Here is a 19467-nt window from a genome sequence, read left to right as displayed (position 1 = left end):
CGATGTGCCAAAGTCGATGCCCCACCGCTACCTCCATGATCCATGGCGCACCGGACCCCCTCCGCGTCTGCTCCATAAAAAAACCTCCGCAGAGGTTTCCCATCTGCGGAGGTTTGAGGACCAGGGCGCGGGGCCCGGGTCAGACTGAATCACGGTCGTCTTGCAAGCGGTGTACTCACTTCTTGTCGGTGGACATGGAGTCTTGCAGTGCCTTCAGGGGGTCGTCTGCTGCAGGAGCAGGCGCGGGGTCCGCAGCGCCTGCCATGCCGGCAGTCGGATCGGCCGCTTCGGCGCTAGCGTCGGGCATGGCGGCTTCCATTTCCATGCGGACCTTGTCGAGGTCATAGACCTGCTTCTCGTCGAGCCCGCTGGAGACAATGCCCGGGAAGGCGATCACCAGAGCCACCATCAGCAGCTGGATGCACAGGAAGGGAATGGCACCCCAGTAGATCTGGGGGGTGGTGACCGGCGCAATCATCTTCTTGGTGACCTTGTCCATGTACTCCTTCGCCGGGGCCACGCTGCGCAGGTAGAACAGCGCAAAGCCAAACGGTGGGTGCATGAACGACGTCTGCATGTTGATGGCCAGCAGCACGCCAAACCAGATCAGGTCAATGCCCAGCTTGTCGGCCACGGGGGCCAGCAGGGGCACGACGATGAAGGACAGTTCAAAGAAGTCCAGGAAGAACGCCAGGAAGAACACCATGACGTTCACGACGATCAGGAAGCCCAGCTGGCCACCGGGCAGGCCGGTCAGCAGGTGCTCCACCCACAGCGGGCCGTCCACGCCCTGGAAGGTCAGGCCGAACATGGTGGCGCCCACCAGGATGAACACCACAAAACATGACAGCTTGGTGGTGGTGGTGACAGCCTGGCGCAGCAGCGACATCGTGAGGCGGCCACGGATGATGGCCATGATGCCCGCGCCCAATGCGCCCATGGCGCCGCCTTCGGTGGGGGTTGCAACGCCCAGGAAGATGGTGCCCAGCACCAGGAAGATCAGCAGCAGTGGCGGGATCAGCACAAACGTCACGCGCTCGGCTGCGCGGGACAGCAGGCCCATGCGGGTGATCTTGTTGATGCTGGCTGCCACGAAGGCCAGTGCCACGCCAAAACACATGGACACCACGATGGTTTCGTCCAGCGCCACGCGGTCCACGGCTTCACCGGACCACCAGGTGTGCAGGGCAGGCATGTTCTTGGCCACATACATCGATGCCGCCACGCAGATGCCGGTCAGCACCAGCAGCGAGGTCACACCGCTCTTGCCATTGTCGTCCCGCAGCGTGCGCGCTTCGGGCGGGATGGCAGGCACCCACTGGGGCTTGAAGATGGCCAGCAAAATGACGTAGAGCGCATAGAAGCCGGTCAGCATCAGGCCGGGGAGGAACGCGCCCTTGTACATGTCGCCCACGCTGCGGCCCATCTGGTCGGCAATGATGATGAGCACCAGGGAGGGCGGAATGATCTGTGCCAGCGTGCCGGAGGCTGCGATCACCCCCGCCGCGAGTCGCCGGTCATAGCCGTAGCGCAGCATGATGGGCAGCGAGATCAGGCCCATCGAGATCACCGATGCGGCCACCACGCCCGTGGTGGCTGCCAGCAGCGCACCCACGAAGATCACGGCCAGTGCCAGGCCGCCACGGATGGGGCCGAACAGTTGTCCGATGGTGTCGAGCAGGTCCTCCGCCATCCCGCTTCGCTCCAATATGAGCCCCATGAGCGTGAAGAACGGAATGGCCAGCAAGGTATCGTTCTGCATGATGCCGAAGATGCGCAGCGGCACGGCTTGCAGCAGGGCTTCGGGCAGCACGTTCAATTCAATGCCGATGAAGGCGAAGAACAGTCCGCAGGCGCCCAGGCTGAAGGCGACCGGGAAGCCCACCAGCAAAAAGCAGATGAGCCCCGCGAACATGATGGGGGCAAGGTTGTGGGTAAGAAATTCCATGGTGTGTGTCTCCGCTTGGTGGGGCCGCTCAGTGGGCCTCGGCCTTGTTCTTGCCGTTGCCCTTGGCGGCTTCGGCCAGGTTGCGGATGGATTCGGCCAGTTCTTCTTCAGCTGTTTTTTCAATCTTCTTGACCGTGGGGTCTTCGATCAGGCCCTGGAGGAAACCCAGGCGCTTGATGAGTTCGGAGATGCCTTGCAGCCACAGCAGGGCAAAACCCAGCGGCATCATCAGGTACACGGGCCAGCGAATCAGCCCGCCAGCGTTGTTCGACATTTCGCCCGACGCGAGGGCGCGGGTGAAGAAGGGAATGCCATACCAGAGCACCGCCAGGCACATGGGCGTGAGGAAGACGATGTAGCCGAACACGTCGATCCAGATCTGAGTGCGCTTGGAAAAGCGGCTGGAGATCACGTCCACCTTGACGTGTTCGCCCTGGAGCAGCGTGTATCCGGCGGCCAGCAGGAACGACGCAGCAAACAGGTACCACTGGATTTCCAGAAAACCGTTGGAGCTGATGTTGAACGCTTTGCGCACTATCGCGTTCACGCCGCTGATTACCGTGGAGGCCAGGATGAGCCAGACCACGTATTTGCCGACCTGGGTGTTAAGCCAGTCGATCCCCCTTGATAACTTCAGTAGAGCCTGCATGGTGTCTCCAATAAAAAGGCTTTGCGTGCGATATGCCGACCCACGCGCCGGTAAGCGCAACGATTCGACAAACTTTTACAACGGCGCGATTCTACGGAGCACTGTAGGCCCAGGCTGACGGCAGCGTGACGGTGTTATCCCGCAGCCGGTACTCATTCTGTAGCTATAAAAAAAGTAGCAATTAGGGTTTCTTCCTAGGCTCGGAAGTGCGCTTTTTGCGGGTGAACTGCCACCACGGCAGCACCGTGTTCATGGCCTGCACCTCGCCGCACTGCCAGGGGCTGTAGCCCGGCAAGGTGGCCATCTGGGCCAGCCATTCGGGGGTTTGCAGCAAGTTGCGCAGGGCCAGCGTGGCGGGTTGGTCCAGGCTGGCTTTCAGGCAGGCCAGGTGGTAGCGCTCGTGCACCAGCGGCACAAAATCCAGCCCACGCGCCCGGGCTGCCACTTCAATACCCATGCCCACATCGGCCGCGCCCGCAGCCACGGCCTGGGCAATGGCGGTGTGAGACGGTTCGTTGAGCGCATAGCCACGAATGGCCTGGGCCTCCACGCCGGCCTGGGCCAGCAGGTCGTCGAGCAGCACGCGGGTGCCGGTGCCCAGTGGCCGGTTGAGAAATCGGGCGCTGGTGCGGGCCACGTCGGCCAGACTGCTCAGCCCGAGCGGGTTGCCCGGTGCCACGATGAGGCCCTGGGTGCGCTGGGCAAAGCCGATGATCTTGTGCAACCCGGGCTGCAGCAGGGGCTTGTAGGTGCGCGCAGTCAATGAATCGGCGGCGGGGTGCTCCACAGTGTGAAAACCCGCCAGCGTGCAACGCCCCTCATTCAGCGCACGGATCGCATCCACACTGCCCGTGAAGCGGATATCGAGGTGCAGCGCGCCCGCATCGGCCTGCGCGGCGGCGTGGGTGCGCAGCGCCACCAGCGCATCGTCATGGCTGGCGTACAGGGTGAGCACATGGGCGTTGGGGTCAAAGGCCACGGCAAAGGCGCGCTCCAGGTCGGCGTGCAGCGCGGCGATCTGCGGCGCGAGCCGCGCCTGGGCCTGGCGCTCGGCCCACAGCAACTTGGTGCCGAACTCGCTGAGCTGCGCCGACTGCCCCTTGCCCCAGATGATCAGCTCGCCGCCCAATTGCTCCTCCCAGCGCTTGAGGGCGCCCCAGACATGGCGGTAGGACAGGTCCAGCGCGCGCGCCGCGCCCGAGATGGAGCCCTGCTCGGCCACGGCCTGCAGCAGTTCGGGCAGTGGGTTGCGGATCAGCGCATTGCCTGCATCGCGGCTGAGCGTGTAGTGAAGTTGGACCCTATGCACGGACGTTCATATCGCTGGATATTGGTGAGGTGCCTACGATAGCCGAACCCATGTCCACACTCTCGGAAAGCGCGAGCACAGCGCTGCAACTCACCCTCTCCTCCGACCCCGTCCTGTGGACCATCGTGGGCCGATCCTTGTCCGTCAGCGCCACCGCCTGCCTGATCGCCTGTGGCGTGGGCCTGGTGCTGGGCGCCTGGCTCGGCGTCGCCCGCTTTGCCGGGCGCGGTGCCGTGCTGGCGGTACTCAACACCTTGCTGGCGGTACCGTCGGTGGTGGTGGGGCTCGTGGTGTACCTGGTGCTCTCGCGCAGCGGGCCGCTGGGTGCGCTGGGCTGGCTGTTCAGCTTCAAGGCCATGGTGCTGGCGCAGGCCATTTTGGTGCTGCCGGTGGTCACGGCGCTGACGCGGCAGGCGGTGGAAGACGCCGAGCGCGCGCATGGCGAACAACTGCGGTCGATGGGCGCGAGCCCGCTGCTGCGCAGCCTGCTGCTGGCCTGGGACGAGCGCTATGCGCTGCTCACGGTGCTGTTGGCCTCGTTTGGCCGTGCGATCTCCGAGGTGGGTGCGGTGATGATCGTGGGCGGCAATATCGACGGCTTCACGCGGGTGATGACCACCGCCATTGCGCTGGAGACCAGCAAGGGCGACCTGCCCCTGGCGCTGGCGCTGGGCATCATCCTGCTGGCCGTGGTGCTGGCGCTCAATGTGCTGATCGCTTTGGTGCGCCGCTGGCGCGAGCGGGTGGATGGATCGGCCTCCAGCACGCCCGTGGGGGTGGCGGCATGAGCGGTCCTTCGGCAAACCCCTGGGTCGATCTGCGCCAGGTGACCGTGCGCTATGGCCGCGTGCAGGCGCTGGACCAAGTTACCCTGCGCATCACCCCCGGTGAGCGCGTGGCGCTGGTGGGCGCCAACGGCAGTGGCAAAAGCACGCTGCTGCGCGTGCTCAACGGTCTGGCGGACGCCAGCGGCGGCTTCCAGTGCAACACAGGCATGCGTCAGGCCATGCTGTTCCAGCGCCCCCACATGCTGCGCACCAGTGCGCAAAACAACGTGGCGCTGGCGTTGTGGCTGCGCGGCACGCGCTGGCGTGATGCGCGGCTGCAGGCGCTCACTGCGTTGCAGCGTGTGGGCCTGCAGGGCATCGCCGCGCAGAACGCCCGCACCCTGTCGGGCGGCCAACAGCAGCGTGTGGCCCTGGCCCGCGCCTGGGCGTTGCGGCCCGATGTGCTGCTGCTGGACGAGCCCACCGCCAGCCTCGATCCCCACGCCAAGCGCGAGGTCGAAGCCCTGATGGCCGACTTTGCCGCCAGCCACAGCGCGGCAGGCCCGGCCCACCCCGTGACCATGGTCTTTAGCAGCCACAACCTGGGCCAGGTCAAGCGCCTGGCCAGCCGCGTGATCTATATGGAGCACGGCCGCCTGGTGGCCGACCTGCCGGTACACGATTTTTTCAATGGCCCCTTGCCCGAGGCCGCCCGTTTGTTTGTCAAAGGAGAACTGGTATGACGAATTTCAAGAATTTTTGTGCCCCAGCGCTTATCCATAAAGCACTAGCAGCTATTGTATTTGTAGCATCCGGCCCGGTGCTCGCGCAGAGCATCACCATGGCGTCCACCACATCCACGGAGCAGTCCGGGCTGTTCGGCTACCTGATGCCTGAATTCAAGAAGGCCAGTGGGTTGGACGTGAAAGTGGTGGCGTTGGGCACCGGCCAGGCGCTCGATATGGCGCGCCGCGGCGATGCCGACGTGCTGTTTGTGCACGACCAGGTTGCCGAAGAAAAGTTTGTGGCCGATGGCTGGGGCGTGAAGCGCTACCCGGTGATGTACAACGACTTCATCCTCATCGGCCCGAAGAATGACCCGGTGGGCACCAAAGGCAAGGACATCGTTCAGGCCCTGCAGAAGCTGTCTGCCGCCAATGGCAACTTCATCTCGCGGGGCGACAAGAGCGGCACCCACGCGGCCGAGCTGCGCTACTGGAAGCTCGCAGGCGCTGACGCAGCCAAGGGCAGTGGCTACAAGGAATGTGGCTGCGGCATGGGCCCTGCGCTCAACATTGCGGCATCGAGCGGCGCCTATGTGCTGGCCGACCGGGGCACCTGGCTCAACTTCAAGAACCGCGCCGACCTGGCCATTCTGGTCGAGGGCGACACCAAGCTCTTCAACCAGTACGGCGTGATGGTTGTGAACCCCGCCAAGCACCCGCATGTGAAGGCGCAGGACGCGCAGAAGTTTGTGGACTGGGTGGTGTCGCCCGCCGGCCAGACAGCCATTGCGGGCTACAAGATCGGCGGCGAGCAGCTGTTCTTCCCGAACGCAGCGCAGTGAGCGGCCTCCATGGCAACCCGTTCACAGGCGGCGGTAGCCGCTGCGGCAACCGGTCTGGCCTTGGCCCTGGCCGGTTGTGCGGTGGCGCCCGCCAAGGCTCCCATGGCTGACGCCACTCCCGTGCAGGTGTACGCCGCCGGCAGCCTGCGCGAGGCTTTCACTGAGATCGCGCGCGACCACGAGGCCCGTACGGGCCAGAAGGTGGCGCTGACCTTCGGCGCCTCAGGCCTGCTGCGCGAGCGCATCGAAAAGGGCGAGCCCACACAGGTCTTTGCTTCGGCCGACACCGACCACCCGCAGCGCCTGGCGGCCCGGGGCGGCTGGCAGGCGCCTGTGGTGTTCACGCGCAACGCGCTGTGTGCGCTGACCAGCGAGCAGATCAGCGCCACCCCTAACACCTTGCTGGCAACTATGCTGCGCAGCGATGTGCGCGTGGGCACTTCCACGCCCAAGGCTGACCCGTCGGGCGACTACGCCTGGGCGATGTTTCGCCAAGCCGACAAGATTCAGCCGGGTGCCTACGCGCAGCTGGATGCCAAGGCCCTGAAGCTCACGGGTGGCGCGGATTCGCCCAAGCCGCCTGCAGGCCGCGGCACCTATGCCTGGGTGATGGACCAGCGCCAGGCCGATGTGTTTTTGACCTACTGCACCAACGCGGTAGCGGCCCAGGCCGAGGTGCCGCGCCTGCGCGTGGTGCAGCTGCCTGCAGCGCTGCAGGTGGGCGCTGCGTATGGCCTGACCGTACGCGCCGACGCGCCCGCTGCGGCGCAGGTGTTTGCCAGTGCGCTGCGCCAACCGGCCGCCCAGGCCGTGCTGCAGCGGATGGGGTTTGGGCAACCCTGACCGAGTTGCAGTCCGTTGACGTGCTGCGGGCTTGCACACCCGCGGCTCCCCACCTGGTGGGGAGCCGCGGCGTGTTTTTTGCAGCGCTCAGTCGTCATCGCGGTGGTGGCTGCTGCGCCAGATGGCCCGCACCAGCCACAGGCCACACACCACGGCACCAAAGAACCCCAGGAAGCCAAACGCTGGCAGACCAAACAGCGTAGGCCCACCCTTCACGGTCATCACGATGGACGAGCCGATGATCAGCGCGGCAATCACCAGCGCCATCGCCAGCCGGTTGGCCGACCGGTCGATCTGGTCGCCCACGCGCTTGAGGTGGGCCAGCTCGATGCCCACCTGCAGGTGCCCGCGCCGCGCGTTGCGAAGCAGCCGCCCGAGGTCGTCGGGCAACTGCTCCACCGTGGCGAGCGCACGCCGCAGAGTGCTCCACGCGCGCCCGGCCAGCACCTTGGGCTCGTAGCGCTCGCGCACCACTTGCTTGAGCAGCGGCAGGGCTTCGGTGGCCATATGGAAGTCCGGGTCCAGGTTGCGGCCCATGCCTTCGAGCGAGATGAACGCCTTGATCAGCAGCGCCAGGTCGGATGGCAGGCCCAGGTGGTGCTCGCGCAGGATGGCCGTCACATCCGCCAGCATCTGGCCCAGGCTCAGCTGTGCCAGCGGCACGCCGTGGTACTGGTCCACAAAGGCCTCGATCTCGGTTTCGAGCTGGCCCAGGTTCAGTCCCTGCGCGTCGCCCGTCCAGTCCAGCAGCACGTCGGCCACGGCCTGGGGCTGGTGTTCGACCAGGCCCAGCAGCAGTTGCAGCAGCTCGTCGCGCCGGCGCTGCGACAGGCGGCCCACCATGCCGAAGTCGATGAAGGCAATGCGGTTGCCGGGCAGGTAGAACACGTTACCGGGATGCGGATCGGCGTGGAAAACGCCGTCCTTCACGATCATCTGCAGCACTGCCTGCGCGCCCCGCTGCGCCAGCACGGAGCGGTCAAACCCGGCCTCGGGCGTCAGCGCCGCCAGGGCGCCGCCGGGTGTGCCGTCGATGAAATCCTGCACGTTAATGCGCTCGCGCGTGTAGGCCCAGTGCACGCGCGGGATCACGATGTGGGGCAGCGCCGCCATGTTGATGGCAATGCGTTCGGCCTGGCGGCATTCGCCGGCCAGGTCCAGCTCGCGGCGCAATGAGCGCGCGAACTCGCGCACCAGTTGCTGGGGCCGGTAGGGCTTGAGCGCGGGCAGCTCGGCCTCGGCCAGCGCGGCCAGGCGCTGCAGCAGGCGCAGGTCGGCCTGGATGGTGTCTGCAATGCCGGGGCGGCGGATCTTGACGATGACCTCGCTGCCGTCCTGCAGGCGGGCGCGGTGCACTTGCGCAATCGATGCGGCGGCCAGCGGCGTGGTGTCGAACCAGGCAAAAACGGCTTCGGGTTCGGCGCCCAGGTCTTCGCGCAGTTGCGGGCGCAGCGCATCGATGGGCACAGCGGGCACCTGGCTGTGCAGTTTCTCGAATTCTGCAATCCACTCCGGGCCAAACAGGTCGGCCCGGCCCGCGAGGATCTGGCCAAACTTGACGAACGCGGGGCCCAGCTCTTCGAGCGCCAGGCGCACCTGCACGGGCGGCTCCAAGCGGGCCAGGTCTGCTGCGTGGGTCCAGTTCAGTGCCTGGCCCGCGCGCTCCAGCCGGTCGGCCAGGCCCAGGCGGCGCACGGTGTCGCCAAACCCGTGGCGCACCATCACGCCCAGGATTTCCTTCAGGCGCCCCAGGTCGCGGGCAGTGTCCAGGGTCTCGATCAGCATGGGGCGATGATAGGTTCAGAAGTTCAGGGCGGGCTTGTTCACCATCAGGTAGAACACCACGGCCATGGCCACAAAGGCCGGATAGCCCAGCGCCTCCCACCAGCGGGCGTAGCGCCAGTACAAGGGCGGCAGCACGCCGCCGCCTGGTGCGGACTGCGCCGCCTCTGCGGTCTCTTTCGCCATGTCGCGCATGCGCAGCTGTAGCCACACCACGGGCAGCCAGCAGGCACCGGCCACCAGGTACAGCGCAATCGATACCGCGAGCCACGGCGTGCTCCAGGGCAGCCCGGCCATGGCCGCCATGGCAAGCCCTGTGGCGGGCTGGATGAACACCGTGGGTGTGGTGAACCACCAGTCCGCCCGCACCACCAGGCGTGTGACCACGGCTTGCGCCTGAACATTGCCGCTGCGGTTGGTGAAGAACATGTAGAACGCCGAGCCCAGGCCGGTGCCCACCAGCAGCACGCTGGAGATGATGTGCAGCCATTTGAGGGTGAGGTACAGGCTCATGGCTTGGGTGGTGTCGTCGTCGCGTCTTGCAGCAGCACAAGCAGGATGGCGGCGATGGGCAGGTTTTTAGTCAGCGGGCCCAGCGGGTGCAGCCACCAGGACGGATCAACGAAAGTGGCCAACAGCGTCATGACCCCCATGAGCAGCAGCGCCGCCAGGTAGACGGCCCTGCCGGGGCGCCAGGCCATCCACAGGCCGATGACGGCGTCGGCGGTGGCACCCGCAAGGATCAGAAAGTGAGCCAGTCCTGGGGTACTCCAGGCTGGGGGCAGGCTGACCAGCAGTGCCCGGCTTTGTCCATTCAACTCCACCACGCTGACGATGGCCGTGGCCAGCCACACAAACACCAGGCTCCAGCGCAGCAAGGCATAGGTGGCAGGGGTCATGGCTCCTCCACGATGTCCGTCACCATGCCCCACTTCGCAAACTCGGGTGCAAAGGCCGACAGCGGCAGCAGGCTGGTGCTGGTGTGTGCGCCGGTGGGCAAGGGTTGCCCAACAGCCAGTTGGCGCGCCAGCAGGATGGCGGCCATGCAGGGGATCTCGGGGCCATGGTCGTGGTCGGCTGCAATGTGCCAGGCGCGGCGGCGGGGCTGGCCTTGCGCACCGGTGCCCGCCACACGCACCACCATGCCGCCCAGCGGCGTGCCCAGAAAGTCCAGCGCGCCGCCCGCGTGGTGCATCAGCCAGGCCAGCTTTTCGGGATGGGGCAGCACGCCCCAATGGCGCAGCGCTGCAAGGGTGGCGAAGGCTCTCTGTGCCAGGCCCACCTCCAGCGCGGCGCGGAAGGTGACGCGGTCGCGGGCTTTGTAATGGGCCGGGAAAATTTCCAGATCCGGGATGTCGCAGACCGCCCCCAGGCGCGGTCGCAGCCGCTGGAACTGGACCGGCGTGGGCTGCGCCCAGCCCCGTTTCGGCTGCCAGCGGCCGTCTTGCCACACATCGATGACCAAGCCACAGTAGCTCAGCACGGCCGCCAGCGTGGCCTGTCCGCGTGGCGCGCGTTGCGCGGGGGCGATGCAGATGTCGATGCTGTCAATGCACTGCCAGTCCGCGCACAGGTGGTCGATGACGGCCGAGGACAGCGCGGGCACGGTGCTGGCGCCAGCGATGGCGGTGCGTCCGGCGGCGGTAAACGCGGCCTGCAGGGCAGCTGGAAAGTCGCACACAAAACGGCGGCCATCGGCCAGGTCGATATAGTGCGCGCCCGCCTCAGCGGCGGCCTGGGCCACGCTGTAACCCTGCGCCTGAAAAGGCCCCGCAGTGTGGATGACCAGATCCACGCCCCATTCGCGCAAGGTGGCAGCCAGACCCGGGGCCTGGTGGTCGAGGGCCACGCCCTGGACGCCGTGGCCCAATGTGTTCGCCAAGGCCTGGGCGCGGGATGCATCGCGGCCTGCCACCAGCAGGGCGATGTGCTGGCGCGTAGCCGCGTCGCCTGCCAGTGCGCGGCAGATGCGTGCGCCAAAGTTGCCGTACCCGCCCAGGACCAGTGTTGTGAGTGTTGCCATGGGTTCAGAGTCCGGGGGCTGGCGCGATGGCGGGCGGGAGTGCTGAAAACGGTGTGGAACCCGCCGGGCGCAGCAAGGCCTGCAGCGCTGCGCGCTGGGGCTGCATGTGGGTGTGGTGCCAGTCGGGCACGTGGGCTGCTGGAATGGGTTTGCTGAACACGTAGCCCTGGATGCAGTGCAGCCCAATGGCGGCAAGCGTCTGCAGCTCCTCCACGGTCTCCACGCCTTCCACCACCACAGACAGTCCGAACTCGCCGGCCAGCGCGCTGATATGCCGCAGCAGCATCTGTCGCCGGCTGTCCTGCGGCAGCTTTCGCACGAAGAGCCGGTCGCATTTGATGCCTGCAATCGGCAGGTCGGCCAGCATGCCCAGCGACGAGTAGCCGGCGCCAAAGTCGTCCATCCACACCACAACACCCATGGCGCTGAGTGTGTGGATGGCGGCCACCATCTCCGTGCCCAGCGCAATGATGGCGTGTTCGGTCATTTCGAGTTTGAGGGTGCGCGGCGGCAGGCCGCGCAGGGCCAGTTCTTCACGCAGCCACGGGGCAAAGCGGTCGTCCAGCAGCGTGATGGGGGCCACGTTCACGCTGATGGTCGTGTCGTTCAGGCCCTGGGCTTGCCAGGCCTTGGCACTGTCGAGTGCGTTGCACAGGATCATCCGGTCCACTTCGGGCGTCTTGCCCTGCAACTCGCACACCAGCAGGAAGGTTTCAGGATTGATGGCGCCCAGGGTCGTGTCGGTCATGCGCAGCAGGGCTTCGAACTGCACGCCACGCTGCTGAAAATCGACGATGGGCTGAAAGTGCAACGCCAGGTTCTCCGGGTGCAGCAGCCGGTGCAAATGGTCTGCAATGAGCGACAGCTGCATGTCGCGCTGGGCGTTTTGCGCCGTGGCCGATGACCGCATCATCGACAGCCCGCGTCGCAAGAGCTGCTGGCGGCCAGCGTCCGAGCGCATGTTGCTCATCTGTTCCAACGCTACGGCAATGGCAAAGGCCAGCACGGTGACCAGCAGCGCAATGCCGTCGGACTCACCGCTCGGGTCGCCCAGGTGCAGTGCAAAGGTGTTGACCAGCATCCAGTGCAGCACCAGGATGGCGGCGCCGCACAGCACCTTGTCTTCCCAGGTTTGTGCGCGGTAGCGGGGCGTGAGCATGCTGAGCTTGGCCGACCGGTGCCGGATTGCGGTGCACGCCGCAAGGGCCACGGCCGTGGCCATGGACGCCATGATTGCCAGCACATTGACCTGCGAAAAACTCTGCACGTGGCCCCAGGTGATCGCAAAGTGCCCCGTCAGCATGCCAGCCGCCAGCCACACACCGGCCACCACAATGCGCGCCTTGCTGGCGCTGGTGCTGAGTGTCGGAATGGTGAGTCGCGCACTCACCGCCATGATCAGCAGGCCACTGAGGGCGGGCACCAACTCCAGCACGTGGTGCGCCAACTCGGCATACATGAACAGACCCACCACATCCAGGGCCCAGACAATGCAGCCAATGCACAGGGCAGCTTGCGAGGCGCTGATGCGGCGGCTCGATGGATCGACCGAAAACGCCGTGTGTTCGACCAGGCGCTGGCACACATGCACCACCAGCGACGCGAAGATCCAGAACAGCAGGCTTTGGAGCAGCGGCGGAAACCCCACTGCAAACGCAACGGTGGCGTCGTGCCAGATTGAAACCATTTCCACCCCTTGTTCCCACCCTTGTTTTTTGACGGTCATCATACGACCGATGGGAGGCCCTGGTGGCCACTGGGTTCGCCTGTGAGGCCTTCGGTGGGGAGGCCCGGATTGCGCAGCCCTTCAGTTCACGATGGCAATGCCCTTCACCTGCGCAAATACGGGTTGGCCGGGCGCCAGCGCCAGCGCCCGGGCCGAGCGTTGCGTGACCCGCGCCAGCAGCCGTGTGGTGCCTGCATCCAGGGCCACCATCATTTGCCCGGGGCTGTCTTCGCCCAGCGCCACCACCGTGGCTGGAAGCACATTGAGGATGCTGGTGTCGCTGGGGGCGGTGAGTGCCAGGCTTACATCACGCGCCTGCACCCGCAGCCGGATGGGCTCGCCCGTGGCGTGTGCCCTGGGGCTGACCAGCATCAGGTGCCCACCGCTGAATGCCACGGTCGTGATGTGGTCCTGCGGGTCGTGCTGTTGCACTGTGCCTTCGATCACCGTGGCGGCGGTGTCGCCATGGGCCAGGGGCAGGTCCAGCCGTACGATCAGTTCGCTGGTGCGGCCCTGTGCCAGTACACGGCCCTCACGCAACAGCACCATGTGCTCGGCCAGACTTGCCACCTCGTCGATGGCGTGGCTCACATACAGCATGGGGATGTCGAGGGTGTGTTGCAACCGTTCCAGATAGGGCAGGACCTCTGCCTTGCGCTGGGCGTCCAGCGCAGCCAGGGGCTCGTCCATCAGCAGCAGGCGGGGGCTGGTGGCCAGCGCGCGGGCGATGGCCACGCGCTGGCGTTCGCCGCCCGACAAGGCCTGGGGCTTGCGGTCCATCAGGGGGGCGATGCCCAGCAAGTCCACCGCCTGCTCCAGCGCCACCTTGCGGCGTGCGGGGGGCGTGCGCTTCAGGCCGTAGTCGATGTTTCCACGCACGCTCAGGTGGTCGAACAGACTGGCCTCCTGGAACACATAGCCCAGGCCCCGCTCGTGTGTGGCGCGCCAGATGGTCTGTGCATCGTCCTGCCACACCTCGCCGTTGACCTCCACACGCCCAGGTTGCGCGCGCTCCAGACCTGCAATCGTGCGCAGGCAGGTGGTCTTGCCGCAGCCCGAGGGGCCGAAGAGGGCGGTCACACCCCGGCCGGGCAATTGCAGGTCCACATCCAGCGTAAACCCGGGGCGAGTCAGCGTCAGTTGCGCGGTGATCTGTGCCGAAGAAGCAGTGGTGGCCATCACTGCACCATCGACAAAGTTTTGCGGCGGGTGAGGTTCAGCCCCAGCAGCACCACAAACGAAAACAGCACCATGCCGCCCGCCAGCCAGTGCGCCTGGGTGTATTCCAGCGCCTCGACGTGGTCGTAAATCTGCACAGACACCACGCGCGTGACACCCGGGATGTTGCCGCCCAGCATGAGCACCACACCAAACTCGCCCACCGTGTGCGCAAAGCTCAGGATCGCGGCGGTGATGAACCCGGGGCGCGCCAGCGGCAGCGCTACGGTGAAGAAACGGTCCAGCGGCCCTGCGCCCAGCGTGGCCGCAGCCTCCAGCGGGCGCCGGCCGATGGCTTCAAAAGCGTGCTGCAGAGGCTGCACCGCAAAAGGCAGCGAATAGATGAGCGAGCCCACCACCAACCCCCAGAAGGTAAAGGGCAGGGTGCCGAACCCCAACCACTGCGTGAACTGCCCCAGGGGGCCGTTGGGGCCGAGCGTGACCAGCAGGTAAAAGCCGATCACCGTGGGCGGCAGCACCAGCGGCAGCGCCACCACGGCCGACACCGGGCCGCGCCAGCGCGACGGCGTGTGCGCCAGCCACCAGGCCAGGGGCGTGCACAGCACCAGCAGCAACACCATGGTGGTGCCCGCCAGCCGCAGCGTGAGGCCGATGGCTGCCAGATCAGCGCTGGAAAATGGCATGAAGATGGGCGATCCGTCGATGGGGCTATAGGCGGTCAGAAACTATAGCCGTACGATTGAATGATTGCGCGCGCCTTGCTGCCGCGCAGGTAGGTCAGCAGTGCGCTGGCCGCCGCGCTGTCCTTGCCTGGCATCAGCAGCACGGCATCTTGCCGGATGGGTTCGTGCAGGCTGGCCGGCACCTGCCAAGCCGAGCCACTGCGGATCTTGCCATCGGCCATCACCTGCGACAGCGCCACAAAGCCCAGCTGCGCATTGCCGGTGGAGACAAACTGGAAGGTCTGGGCGATGTTCTCGCCTTGCACCAAGCGCGGCTGCAGGGCCGTCGCCACGCCCAGCTTTTCCATCACCTGCAGGGCCGCCGCGCCATAGGGCGCCAGCTTGGGGTTCGCAATGGCCAGGTGCTTGAAATCACCCGACTTGAGCACATCGCCCTTGGCATCCACGGTGCCGGGTTGTGCGCTCCACAGCACCAGCGTGCCGATGGCATAGGTAAAGCGCGAGTGGGCTACGGCCTTGCCCTCGCGCTCCAGCCGGGCAGGTGTGGTGTCGTCGGCCGACAGCAGCACCTGAAACGGCGCCCCGTGGGTGATCTGCGCGTAAAACTTGCCGGTGGCACCGAACGAGAGCTCGGCCTTGTGGCCCGTGTCGATCTCAAAAGCTGCGGCGATCTTCTGCATGGGCGCCGTGAAATTGGCGGCCACCGCGACCGAGACGGTGTCGGCATGTGCCACCCCTAGCATGGCCCATGCAACACCAGCACAGGCGAGGGTGCGGATCATGGATGCGGCGATTTGGGGCATGGTGGCTGGCGCAAAAGCGCTATTCGTTTATGGAATAGCGAGAGTATAGGCAAGGTCATGAGTTTTCCCTGCCTGCCTCTGTCTATCCTTCTCGCGCGACGACCCGCGCCACCAGCTTGCGAGCCAGCGGCGCCGCCAGCATGACCGCCGGGAAGGCGAACAGCCACCCCGTGAGCCACGCGCCCGCCCAGAGGCCTAGAAACCCCTGGTCCACCTGCGCGGCTCGAAAGGTGGAGATGCCGGACACCAGCAGCGACATCACGCCCGACAGGATGAAGCTGAACAGCACGGGGCCGTAGCGGGCGGGGATCATGCAGCCACCGCCTCAGCGGGTTGGTGTGCCGCCACACCGCCCAGGCGCTGCAAGGTCTCGGCGAAATGCCGCCCAAACATGCGGGCGGTCTTGGTATCGCCTGGCACAAACGCATCCGCTGCCACCCCATGGCCTGCCTGCGCCATCAGGCCCGACCAGGATCCGAGACGGTTGGCTGCTTCGTCATACGGAACCCCGGTGTGCTGCTCGGGCAGGATGGGGTTGCCCACCCACACCATGCCGTGCTGCATGGCAAACACCCACATCGACAGCAGTGTGGACTGCTTGTCGCCCGCAGGCAGCGACGACACGGTGAAGCCCGCCGCGAGCTTGTTCTTGAGCTGCTGCGTTTTCCACAGACGGCCGGTGGCGTCCATGAAGGTCTTGAACGGCCCGGAGACTCCGCCCAGGTAGGTGGGCGAGCCCAGGATGAAGCCGTCGTAGTGCAACAGGCTGTCGGGTGCGTGGGCCAGGTCTTCGGCTTGGCGTAACTCGGCATGGATGCCGGAAACGCCCTGGGCGCCCTCCAGAACGTGGCGGGCGATGTGTGCGGTGTGCCCGTGGGCGCTGTGATAAATGATGGCGATGGTTTTCATGGCATGGGTTCCAAACAAGTGATTTCGAGGGGAAAAACGCGCAGAACCGTCATCGAGAAATCAGTGCGATGGCGAGCGCAGACAGGTACAGGCCGAAGCCAAAGACGGTGTGGTTGGCCAAGCTGCGCAGGCAGTTCTTGAGCGGCGTGGGCGTGCGCGATGCCGCAAAGCCCGAGCCCATGGCGGGCTGCATCACCAGCAGCGGCGCCGCCACGGTGCAGACGCCCACGGCCAACGCGGGCAGCAGGGTGGGGCTGCGTACCCAGTCGGCGCCCTGGATGCCGACCAGCACGGTGGCAAACGCCATGCCCACGGCGTAGTGCGTGAGCCAGCCCCAGGCCAATTCCCCCCGGATGGGCACCGCCTTGGCGATGGCGGCATGGGCAAACTGGCCCCGAAACAGATGGCCCACCCAGCGGCCGATGAAGGCGAAGTTGAGGGTGGGGACGCCCAGATGCTTGAGCAGCAAAAGCCATGCGTCCATGACGGCGGTGGCGCCGATGCCGATCAGCATCGCGAGGGGAAATTCTTGCAGTGGGAGTGTCATCAAAGCACCTCGAAAAGTTGACGGAAGGAGGTTTTGAAGGGAATATAGAAGTTCAAGTCAACTTGAAGTCAAGGGGTTTTTTGATGGACATTGCCGAAGTCGCCAAACGCTCCGGGCTGCGGGCCTCCACGCTGCGGTATTACGAGGAAAAGGGGTTGATCCACTCTGTAGGCCAACCTGGCGAGCGCCGTCGTTTTGCGCCGGGCGTGCTGGACCAGCTGGCGCTGATTGCGCTAGGACAATCGGCCGGGTTCTCGCTGGACGACATCCGTGCCATGTTTTTGCCCAGCGGCGAGCCCAGCATTGACCGGCAACTGCTGTCGGCCAAGGCCGATGAACTCGATGCCATGGTCAAACGCCTCAAGGCCATGAGCAACGGTCTGCGGCATGCGGCAGCCTGCCCGGCCGAGAGCCATGCGCAGTGCCCCTCCTTTCAGCGGCTGCTGAAGGCAGCAGCGACTGGCGCGCTGGAGCGCCAGCAGAAGCTGGCAAAGCCTGTCACGGGGCTGCGCCGCAAGGCGGCGTGAAGGGAGAGCTCAGGCATCATCCGCGCATGCCTGTTTCTCTTTCTCTCACGGATGCGCTGGGCCATGCCCTGGCCGACAAACGCATCGACATCCTGCGCCAGATTGGCACCTGCGGCTCCATCTCGCAGGCCGCGCGTGCCGTGGGCGTGAGCTACAAGGCCGCGTGGCAGGCGGTGGACACGCTGACCAATCTGGCGGGCACGCCGCTGGTGGCACGCGCGGTGGGTGGGGCAGGGGGCGGCGGTGCGCAGCTGACCGAGGCGGGGCACCAGCTGCTAGCTGCGGCCGACGCGATGGCGCAGGCGCGGGGCGCTGTGCTGTCGCGCTGGCAGGCCACGCCCCATGCGGGCCCTGCGCTGGCGCGGCTGGCGGTGCGCACCAGCATGCGCAACCAGTTGCCGTGTGTGGTGGAGCGGCTGGTGGTGCAGGGGCAGATCGTGGCGGTGCACCTGCGGTTGGGCAATGCGAGCGATGGCGACGGTGCCGCAATGGGCGTGCCTGCAGCACTGGCCGCGCGCATCACCCGTGAGAGTGCGGAGCTGCTGGGCCTGCAGCCAGGGCTTGCCGTGCAGACGCTGTGCAAGGCCACGGCCGTGCGCGTGGAGCGGGGTGGTCGTTTGGCATCAGCGTCTGGGTCTGCGGTGGCCGATGCACCCGGCATCCACCGCCTGCCCGCAAAAGCCACGCGCGTGGTGCGGGGCGAGTCGGGCGACGAGGTGTCTGCCGAGCTGTCGGGTGGCTTGCAGATGGTGGGTTTTGCGGCGCCCGGCAGTGGCCTGCGCGCGGGCAGCCCGGTCGTGCTGGTGGTGGAAGACAACGCCGTGGTCCTGGCCTTGGCCGAGGTCTGAGACTGGGCCCGTTGTGGGAATTGAGCTATACATTTTATAGCTATTGGCGCTTGCTGGGTAGGCGCTAGCGGCCAATTTGATGCAAATATCTGCTACGCCTTGTTGGCAGGTGCCGCAGCCGCCGATCACAGCCCCTTGGGATGGCCCAGTTTGCGGTACACCGTGGCGCGGCTGATGCCGAGCACCCGGGCAGCTTCTGCCACATTGCCACGGGCGTCTTGCACGGCTTGGCGAATCAGGGCGGTTTCAGCCTCGCGCAGCGGTGCGGCCGTGGGCGAGGCGCTCGCCAGCGCCTGGGACAGGGTGGCAACAGGCTGGCTGGCGCCACGGGTGTTTTCTGGCCGTTGCGCTAGCGCCTGCAGGCGCAGGCCCGACCACAGGGGCAAATCGATCGGCTGCGCCGGGTGCCGCCGCGCAGCATCGAACAACATGGCCCACGGCATGGCCAGCAGGTCGCTGGCGTGGGTGGGCGCACCCGGGGTGCGCAGTGGCTGGGGCACCAGTTGGCGGGCCATGCTGTTGCAGCCCACCACAAATCCATCGCCGTCCAGTGCCAGCAGGCCGTCGCCCTCGCTGCCCAGCGGGCCGCCGGGCCAGTTCACGCGCAGCAGCAGGGCATGGGGCAATTGCAGCAGCAAGGCGTCTTCCATGGCGCGGGCCGATCGGGCCACCAGGTGGCGCAGCTCGGGCCGCTCGGGCACATCCACGCCGGTCAGGTCCAGCATGCCCACACACTGGCCCTGCGGGTCGAACAGCGGTGCGCCTGCACAGCTGTAGCTGGCGTTGTCATCAAAGAAGTGTTCGCCCCGGTGCAGCCACACCGGCTGTAGTTCGGCCAGCGCAGCGCCGATGGCTGTGGTGCCCACTGCCGCTTCCGACAGGTCGATGCCCACGCGGCCAATGGCGCTGGCGCGCGGGTCGCCCGGGTCGCAATGGCCTTGCACGTCCACCACGATGCCGCGTGCGTCCGTCAGCATGGCGAAGTAGTGCATGCCCGCAATCGCGCGGGTGAGCTGTTGCAGCACGGGCCGGGCCGCGCGCAGCAGGTGGTGGTTCTGTTCCTGGCTACGGCGCAGCGCCGTGGCGCTGACGGCGTCAAATGCCACACGGTGGGTGGGGTTGAGCCCCTGGGCCAGGCAGCGTTGCCACGACCGTGCAATCCATGGCTCCACCTCGGCCCGCAGGGGCGCTGCGCCATCCGCCAGCAAGCTTTGGCGCGCCTGTGCAATCAGTGCGTGGCGGTGGGCGGGGGAGGTGGGCGCGGAGGACAGCATGGTGAACCGAATCCTTGAGCTGCGCATGATGCGCTGGTGTGCGCTGCAACATGTTTCATTTTGAGAATATCCGGCCGGGGCTG

The 19467-nt window shown here is 66.3% G+C and carries 21 protein-coding genes; 6 read left to right on the top strand and 15 right to left on the bottom strand.

All coding sequences use genetic code 11. From position 1 onward, the window contains the following. Positions 1-175 precede the first annotated feature (175 nt). The 3 genes from ACQ4MJ_RS14065 to ACQ4MJ_RS14055 form a co-directional block, all read right to left on the bottom strand. A complete protein-coding gene (locus ACQ4MJ_RS14065) occupies positions 176-1948 on the bottom strand; it encodes a TRAP transporter large permease (protein ID WP_431152284.1) in 1773 nt (590 codons plus the stop codon). Between the two features lie 28 nt (positions 1949-1976). Continuing rightward, positions 1977-2597 carry a TRAP transporter small permease subunit gene (locus ACQ4MJ_RS14060; RefSeq protein ID WP_121507186.1) on the bottom strand — a complete coding sequence of 207 codons (621 nt, stop codon included), beginning with the start codon at positions 2595-2597 and terminating at the stop codon, positions 1977-1979. 181 nt (positions 2598-2778) lie between these two features. Continuing rightward, a complete protein-coding gene (locus tag ACQ4MJ_RS14055) occupies positions 2779-3906 on the bottom strand; it encodes a substrate-binding domain-containing protein (protein ID WP_431152285.1) in 1128 nt (375 codons plus the stop codon). A gap of 50 nt (positions 3907-3956) precedes the next feature. Here ACQ4MJ_RS14055 and ACQ4MJ_RS14050 point away from each other — a divergent pair, with 50 nt between their 5' ends. Genes ACQ4MJ_RS14050 through ACQ4MJ_RS14035 form a run of 4 tightly spaced genes read left to right on the top strand, consistent with a single transcriptional unit; the run spans position 3957 to position 7083 of the window. Continuing rightward, entirely contained in the window at positions 3957-4694 is a 738-nt protein-coding gene (locus ACQ4MJ_RS14050; protein ID WP_431152286.1) for an ABC transporter permease, read from the top strand. Continuing rightward, positions 4691-5416: a phosphate ABC transporter ATP-binding protein gene (locus tag ACQ4MJ_RS14045; protein WP_431152287.1), complete on the top strand. Its 726-nt coding sequence runs from the start codon at positions 4691-4693 to the stop codon at positions 5414-5416. The genes ACQ4MJ_RS14050 and ACQ4MJ_RS14045 overlap by 4 nt, the downstream gene beginning before the upstream one ends. Beyond that, the gene (locus ACQ4MJ_RS14040; protein ID WP_431152288.1) at positions 5413-6240 is read left to right on the top strand and encodes an extracellular solute-binding protein; all 828 of its coding nucleotides are present in this window, start codon (positions 5413-5415) and stop codon (positions 6238-6240) included. Before ACQ4MJ_RS14045 ends, ACQ4MJ_RS14040 begins: the two co-directional genes overlap by 4 nt. A gap of 9 nt (positions 6241-6249) precedes the next feature. Beyond that, positions 6250-7083, top strand: a complete 834-nt coding sequence (locus ACQ4MJ_RS14035) for a molybdate ABC transporter substrate-binding protein (protein WP_431152289.1) — start codon at positions 6250-6252, stop codon at positions 7081-7083. An 87-nt stretch (positions 7084-7170) separates the two neighbouring features. Here ACQ4MJ_RS14035 and ACQ4MJ_RS14030 read toward each other — a convergent pair whose 3' ends face one another. From ACQ4MJ_RS14030 to ACQ4MJ_RS13980, 11 genes are all read right to left on the bottom strand, one after another. Beyond that, a complete protein-coding gene (locus ACQ4MJ_RS14030; RefSeq protein WP_121419328.1) occupies positions 7171-8868 on the bottom strand; it encodes an ABC1 kinase family protein in 1698 nt (565 codons plus the stop codon). A gap of 15 nt (positions 8869-8883) precedes the next feature. Next, the gene (locus ACQ4MJ_RS14025; RefSeq protein WP_431152290.1) at positions 8884-9378 is read right to left on the bottom strand and encodes a DUF2269 family protein; all 495 of its coding nucleotides are present in this window, start codon (positions 9376-9378) and stop codon (positions 8884-8886) included. Continuing rightward, positions 9375-9764 (bottom strand): DoxX-like family protein, encoded by a 390-nt coding sequence (locus ACQ4MJ_RS14020; RefSeq protein ID WP_431152291.1) that lies wholly within the window; start codon positions 9762-9764, stop codon positions 9375-9377. The genes ACQ4MJ_RS14025 and ACQ4MJ_RS14020 overlap by 4 nt, the downstream gene beginning before the upstream one ends. Continuing rightward, positions 9761-10888, bottom strand: a complete 1128-nt coding sequence (locus tag ACQ4MJ_RS14015) for a saccharopine dehydrogenase family protein (protein WP_431152292.1) — start codon at positions 10886-10888, stop codon at positions 9761-9763. The genes ACQ4MJ_RS14020 and ACQ4MJ_RS14015 overlap by 4 nt, the downstream gene beginning before the upstream one ends. A gap of 4 nt (positions 10889-10892) precedes the next feature. Continuing rightward, complete coding sequence (locus tag ACQ4MJ_RS14010) at positions 10893-12575, bottom strand: EAL domain-containing protein (RefSeq protein ID WP_431152293.1); 1683 nt, start codon at positions 12573-12575, stop codon at positions 10893-10895. Positions 12576-12695: 120 nt separating this feature from the next. After that, the gene (gene modC / locus ACQ4MJ_RS14005; RefSeq protein WP_431152294.1) at positions 12696-13793 is read right to left on the bottom strand and encodes a molybdenum ABC transporter ATP-binding protein; all 1098 of its coding nucleotides are present in this window, start codon (positions 13791-13793) and stop codon (positions 12696-12698) included. Next, positions 13793-14476: a molybdate ABC transporter permease subunit gene (gene modB, locus ACQ4MJ_RS14000; protein ID WP_431152295.1), complete on the bottom strand. Its 684-nt coding sequence runs from the start codon at positions 14474-14476 to the stop codon at positions 13793-13795. Before modB ends, modC begins: the two co-directional genes overlap by 1 nt. Positions 14477-14511: 35 nt before the next feature. Next, entirely contained in the window at positions 14512-15279 is a 768-nt protein-coding gene (gene modA, locus ACQ4MJ_RS13995) for a molybdate ABC transporter substrate-binding protein (protein WP_431152296.1), read from the bottom strand. Between the two features lie 82 nt (positions 15280-15361). After that, positions 15362-15592 carry a DUF2798 domain-containing protein gene (locus ACQ4MJ_RS13990; protein WP_431152297.1) on the bottom strand — a complete coding sequence of 77 codons (231 nt, stop codon included), beginning with the start codon at positions 15590-15592 and terminating at the stop codon, positions 15362-15364. Beyond that, positions 15589-16188: a flavodoxin family protein gene (locus tag ACQ4MJ_RS13985; protein ID WP_431152298.1), complete on the bottom strand. Its 600-nt coding sequence runs from the start codon at positions 16186-16188 to the stop codon at positions 15589-15591. Before ACQ4MJ_RS13985 ends, ACQ4MJ_RS13990 begins: the two co-directional genes overlap by 4 nt. 49 nt (positions 16189-16237) lie before the next feature. Next, positions 16238-16702 carry a DUF2938 domain-containing protein gene (locus ACQ4MJ_RS13980; RefSeq protein ID WP_431153065.1) on the bottom strand — a complete coding sequence of 155 codons (465 nt, stop codon included), beginning with the start codon at positions 16700-16702 and terminating at the stop codon, positions 16238-16240. Between the two features lie 116 nt (positions 16703-16818). On the opposite strand from ACQ4MJ_RS13980, the gene ACQ4MJ_RS13975 reads away from it, so the two are divergent. Beyond that, positions 16819-17262: a helix-turn-helix domain-containing protein gene (locus ACQ4MJ_RS13975; protein ID WP_228899978.1), complete on the top strand. Its 444-nt coding sequence runs from the start codon at positions 16819-16821 to the stop codon at positions 17260-17262. 26 nt (positions 17263-17288) lie between these two features. Continuing rightward, positions 17289-18110: a TOBE domain-containing protein gene (locus ACQ4MJ_RS13970; RefSeq protein WP_431152299.1), complete on the top strand. Its 822-nt coding sequence runs from the start codon at positions 17289-17291 to the stop codon at positions 18108-18110. Between the two features lie 125 nt (positions 18111-18235). Here ACQ4MJ_RS13970 and ACQ4MJ_RS13965 read toward each other — a convergent pair whose 3' ends face one another. Further along, complete coding sequence (locus tag ACQ4MJ_RS13965) at positions 18236-19384, bottom strand: helix-turn-helix domain-containing protein (RefSeq protein WP_431152300.1); 1149 nt, start codon at positions 19382-19384, stop codon at positions 18236-18238. Positions 19385-19467: the final 83 nt, after the last annotated feature.

Source organism: Acidovorax facilis (assembly GCF_050626955.1).
In the GTDB taxonomy this organism is placed as follows: Bacteria; Pseudomonadota; Gammaproteobacteria; order Burkholderiales; family Burkholderiaceae_C; genus Acidovorax; species Acidovorax facilis.
This window is presented reverse-complemented; position numbering and strand designations above follow the sequence as displayed.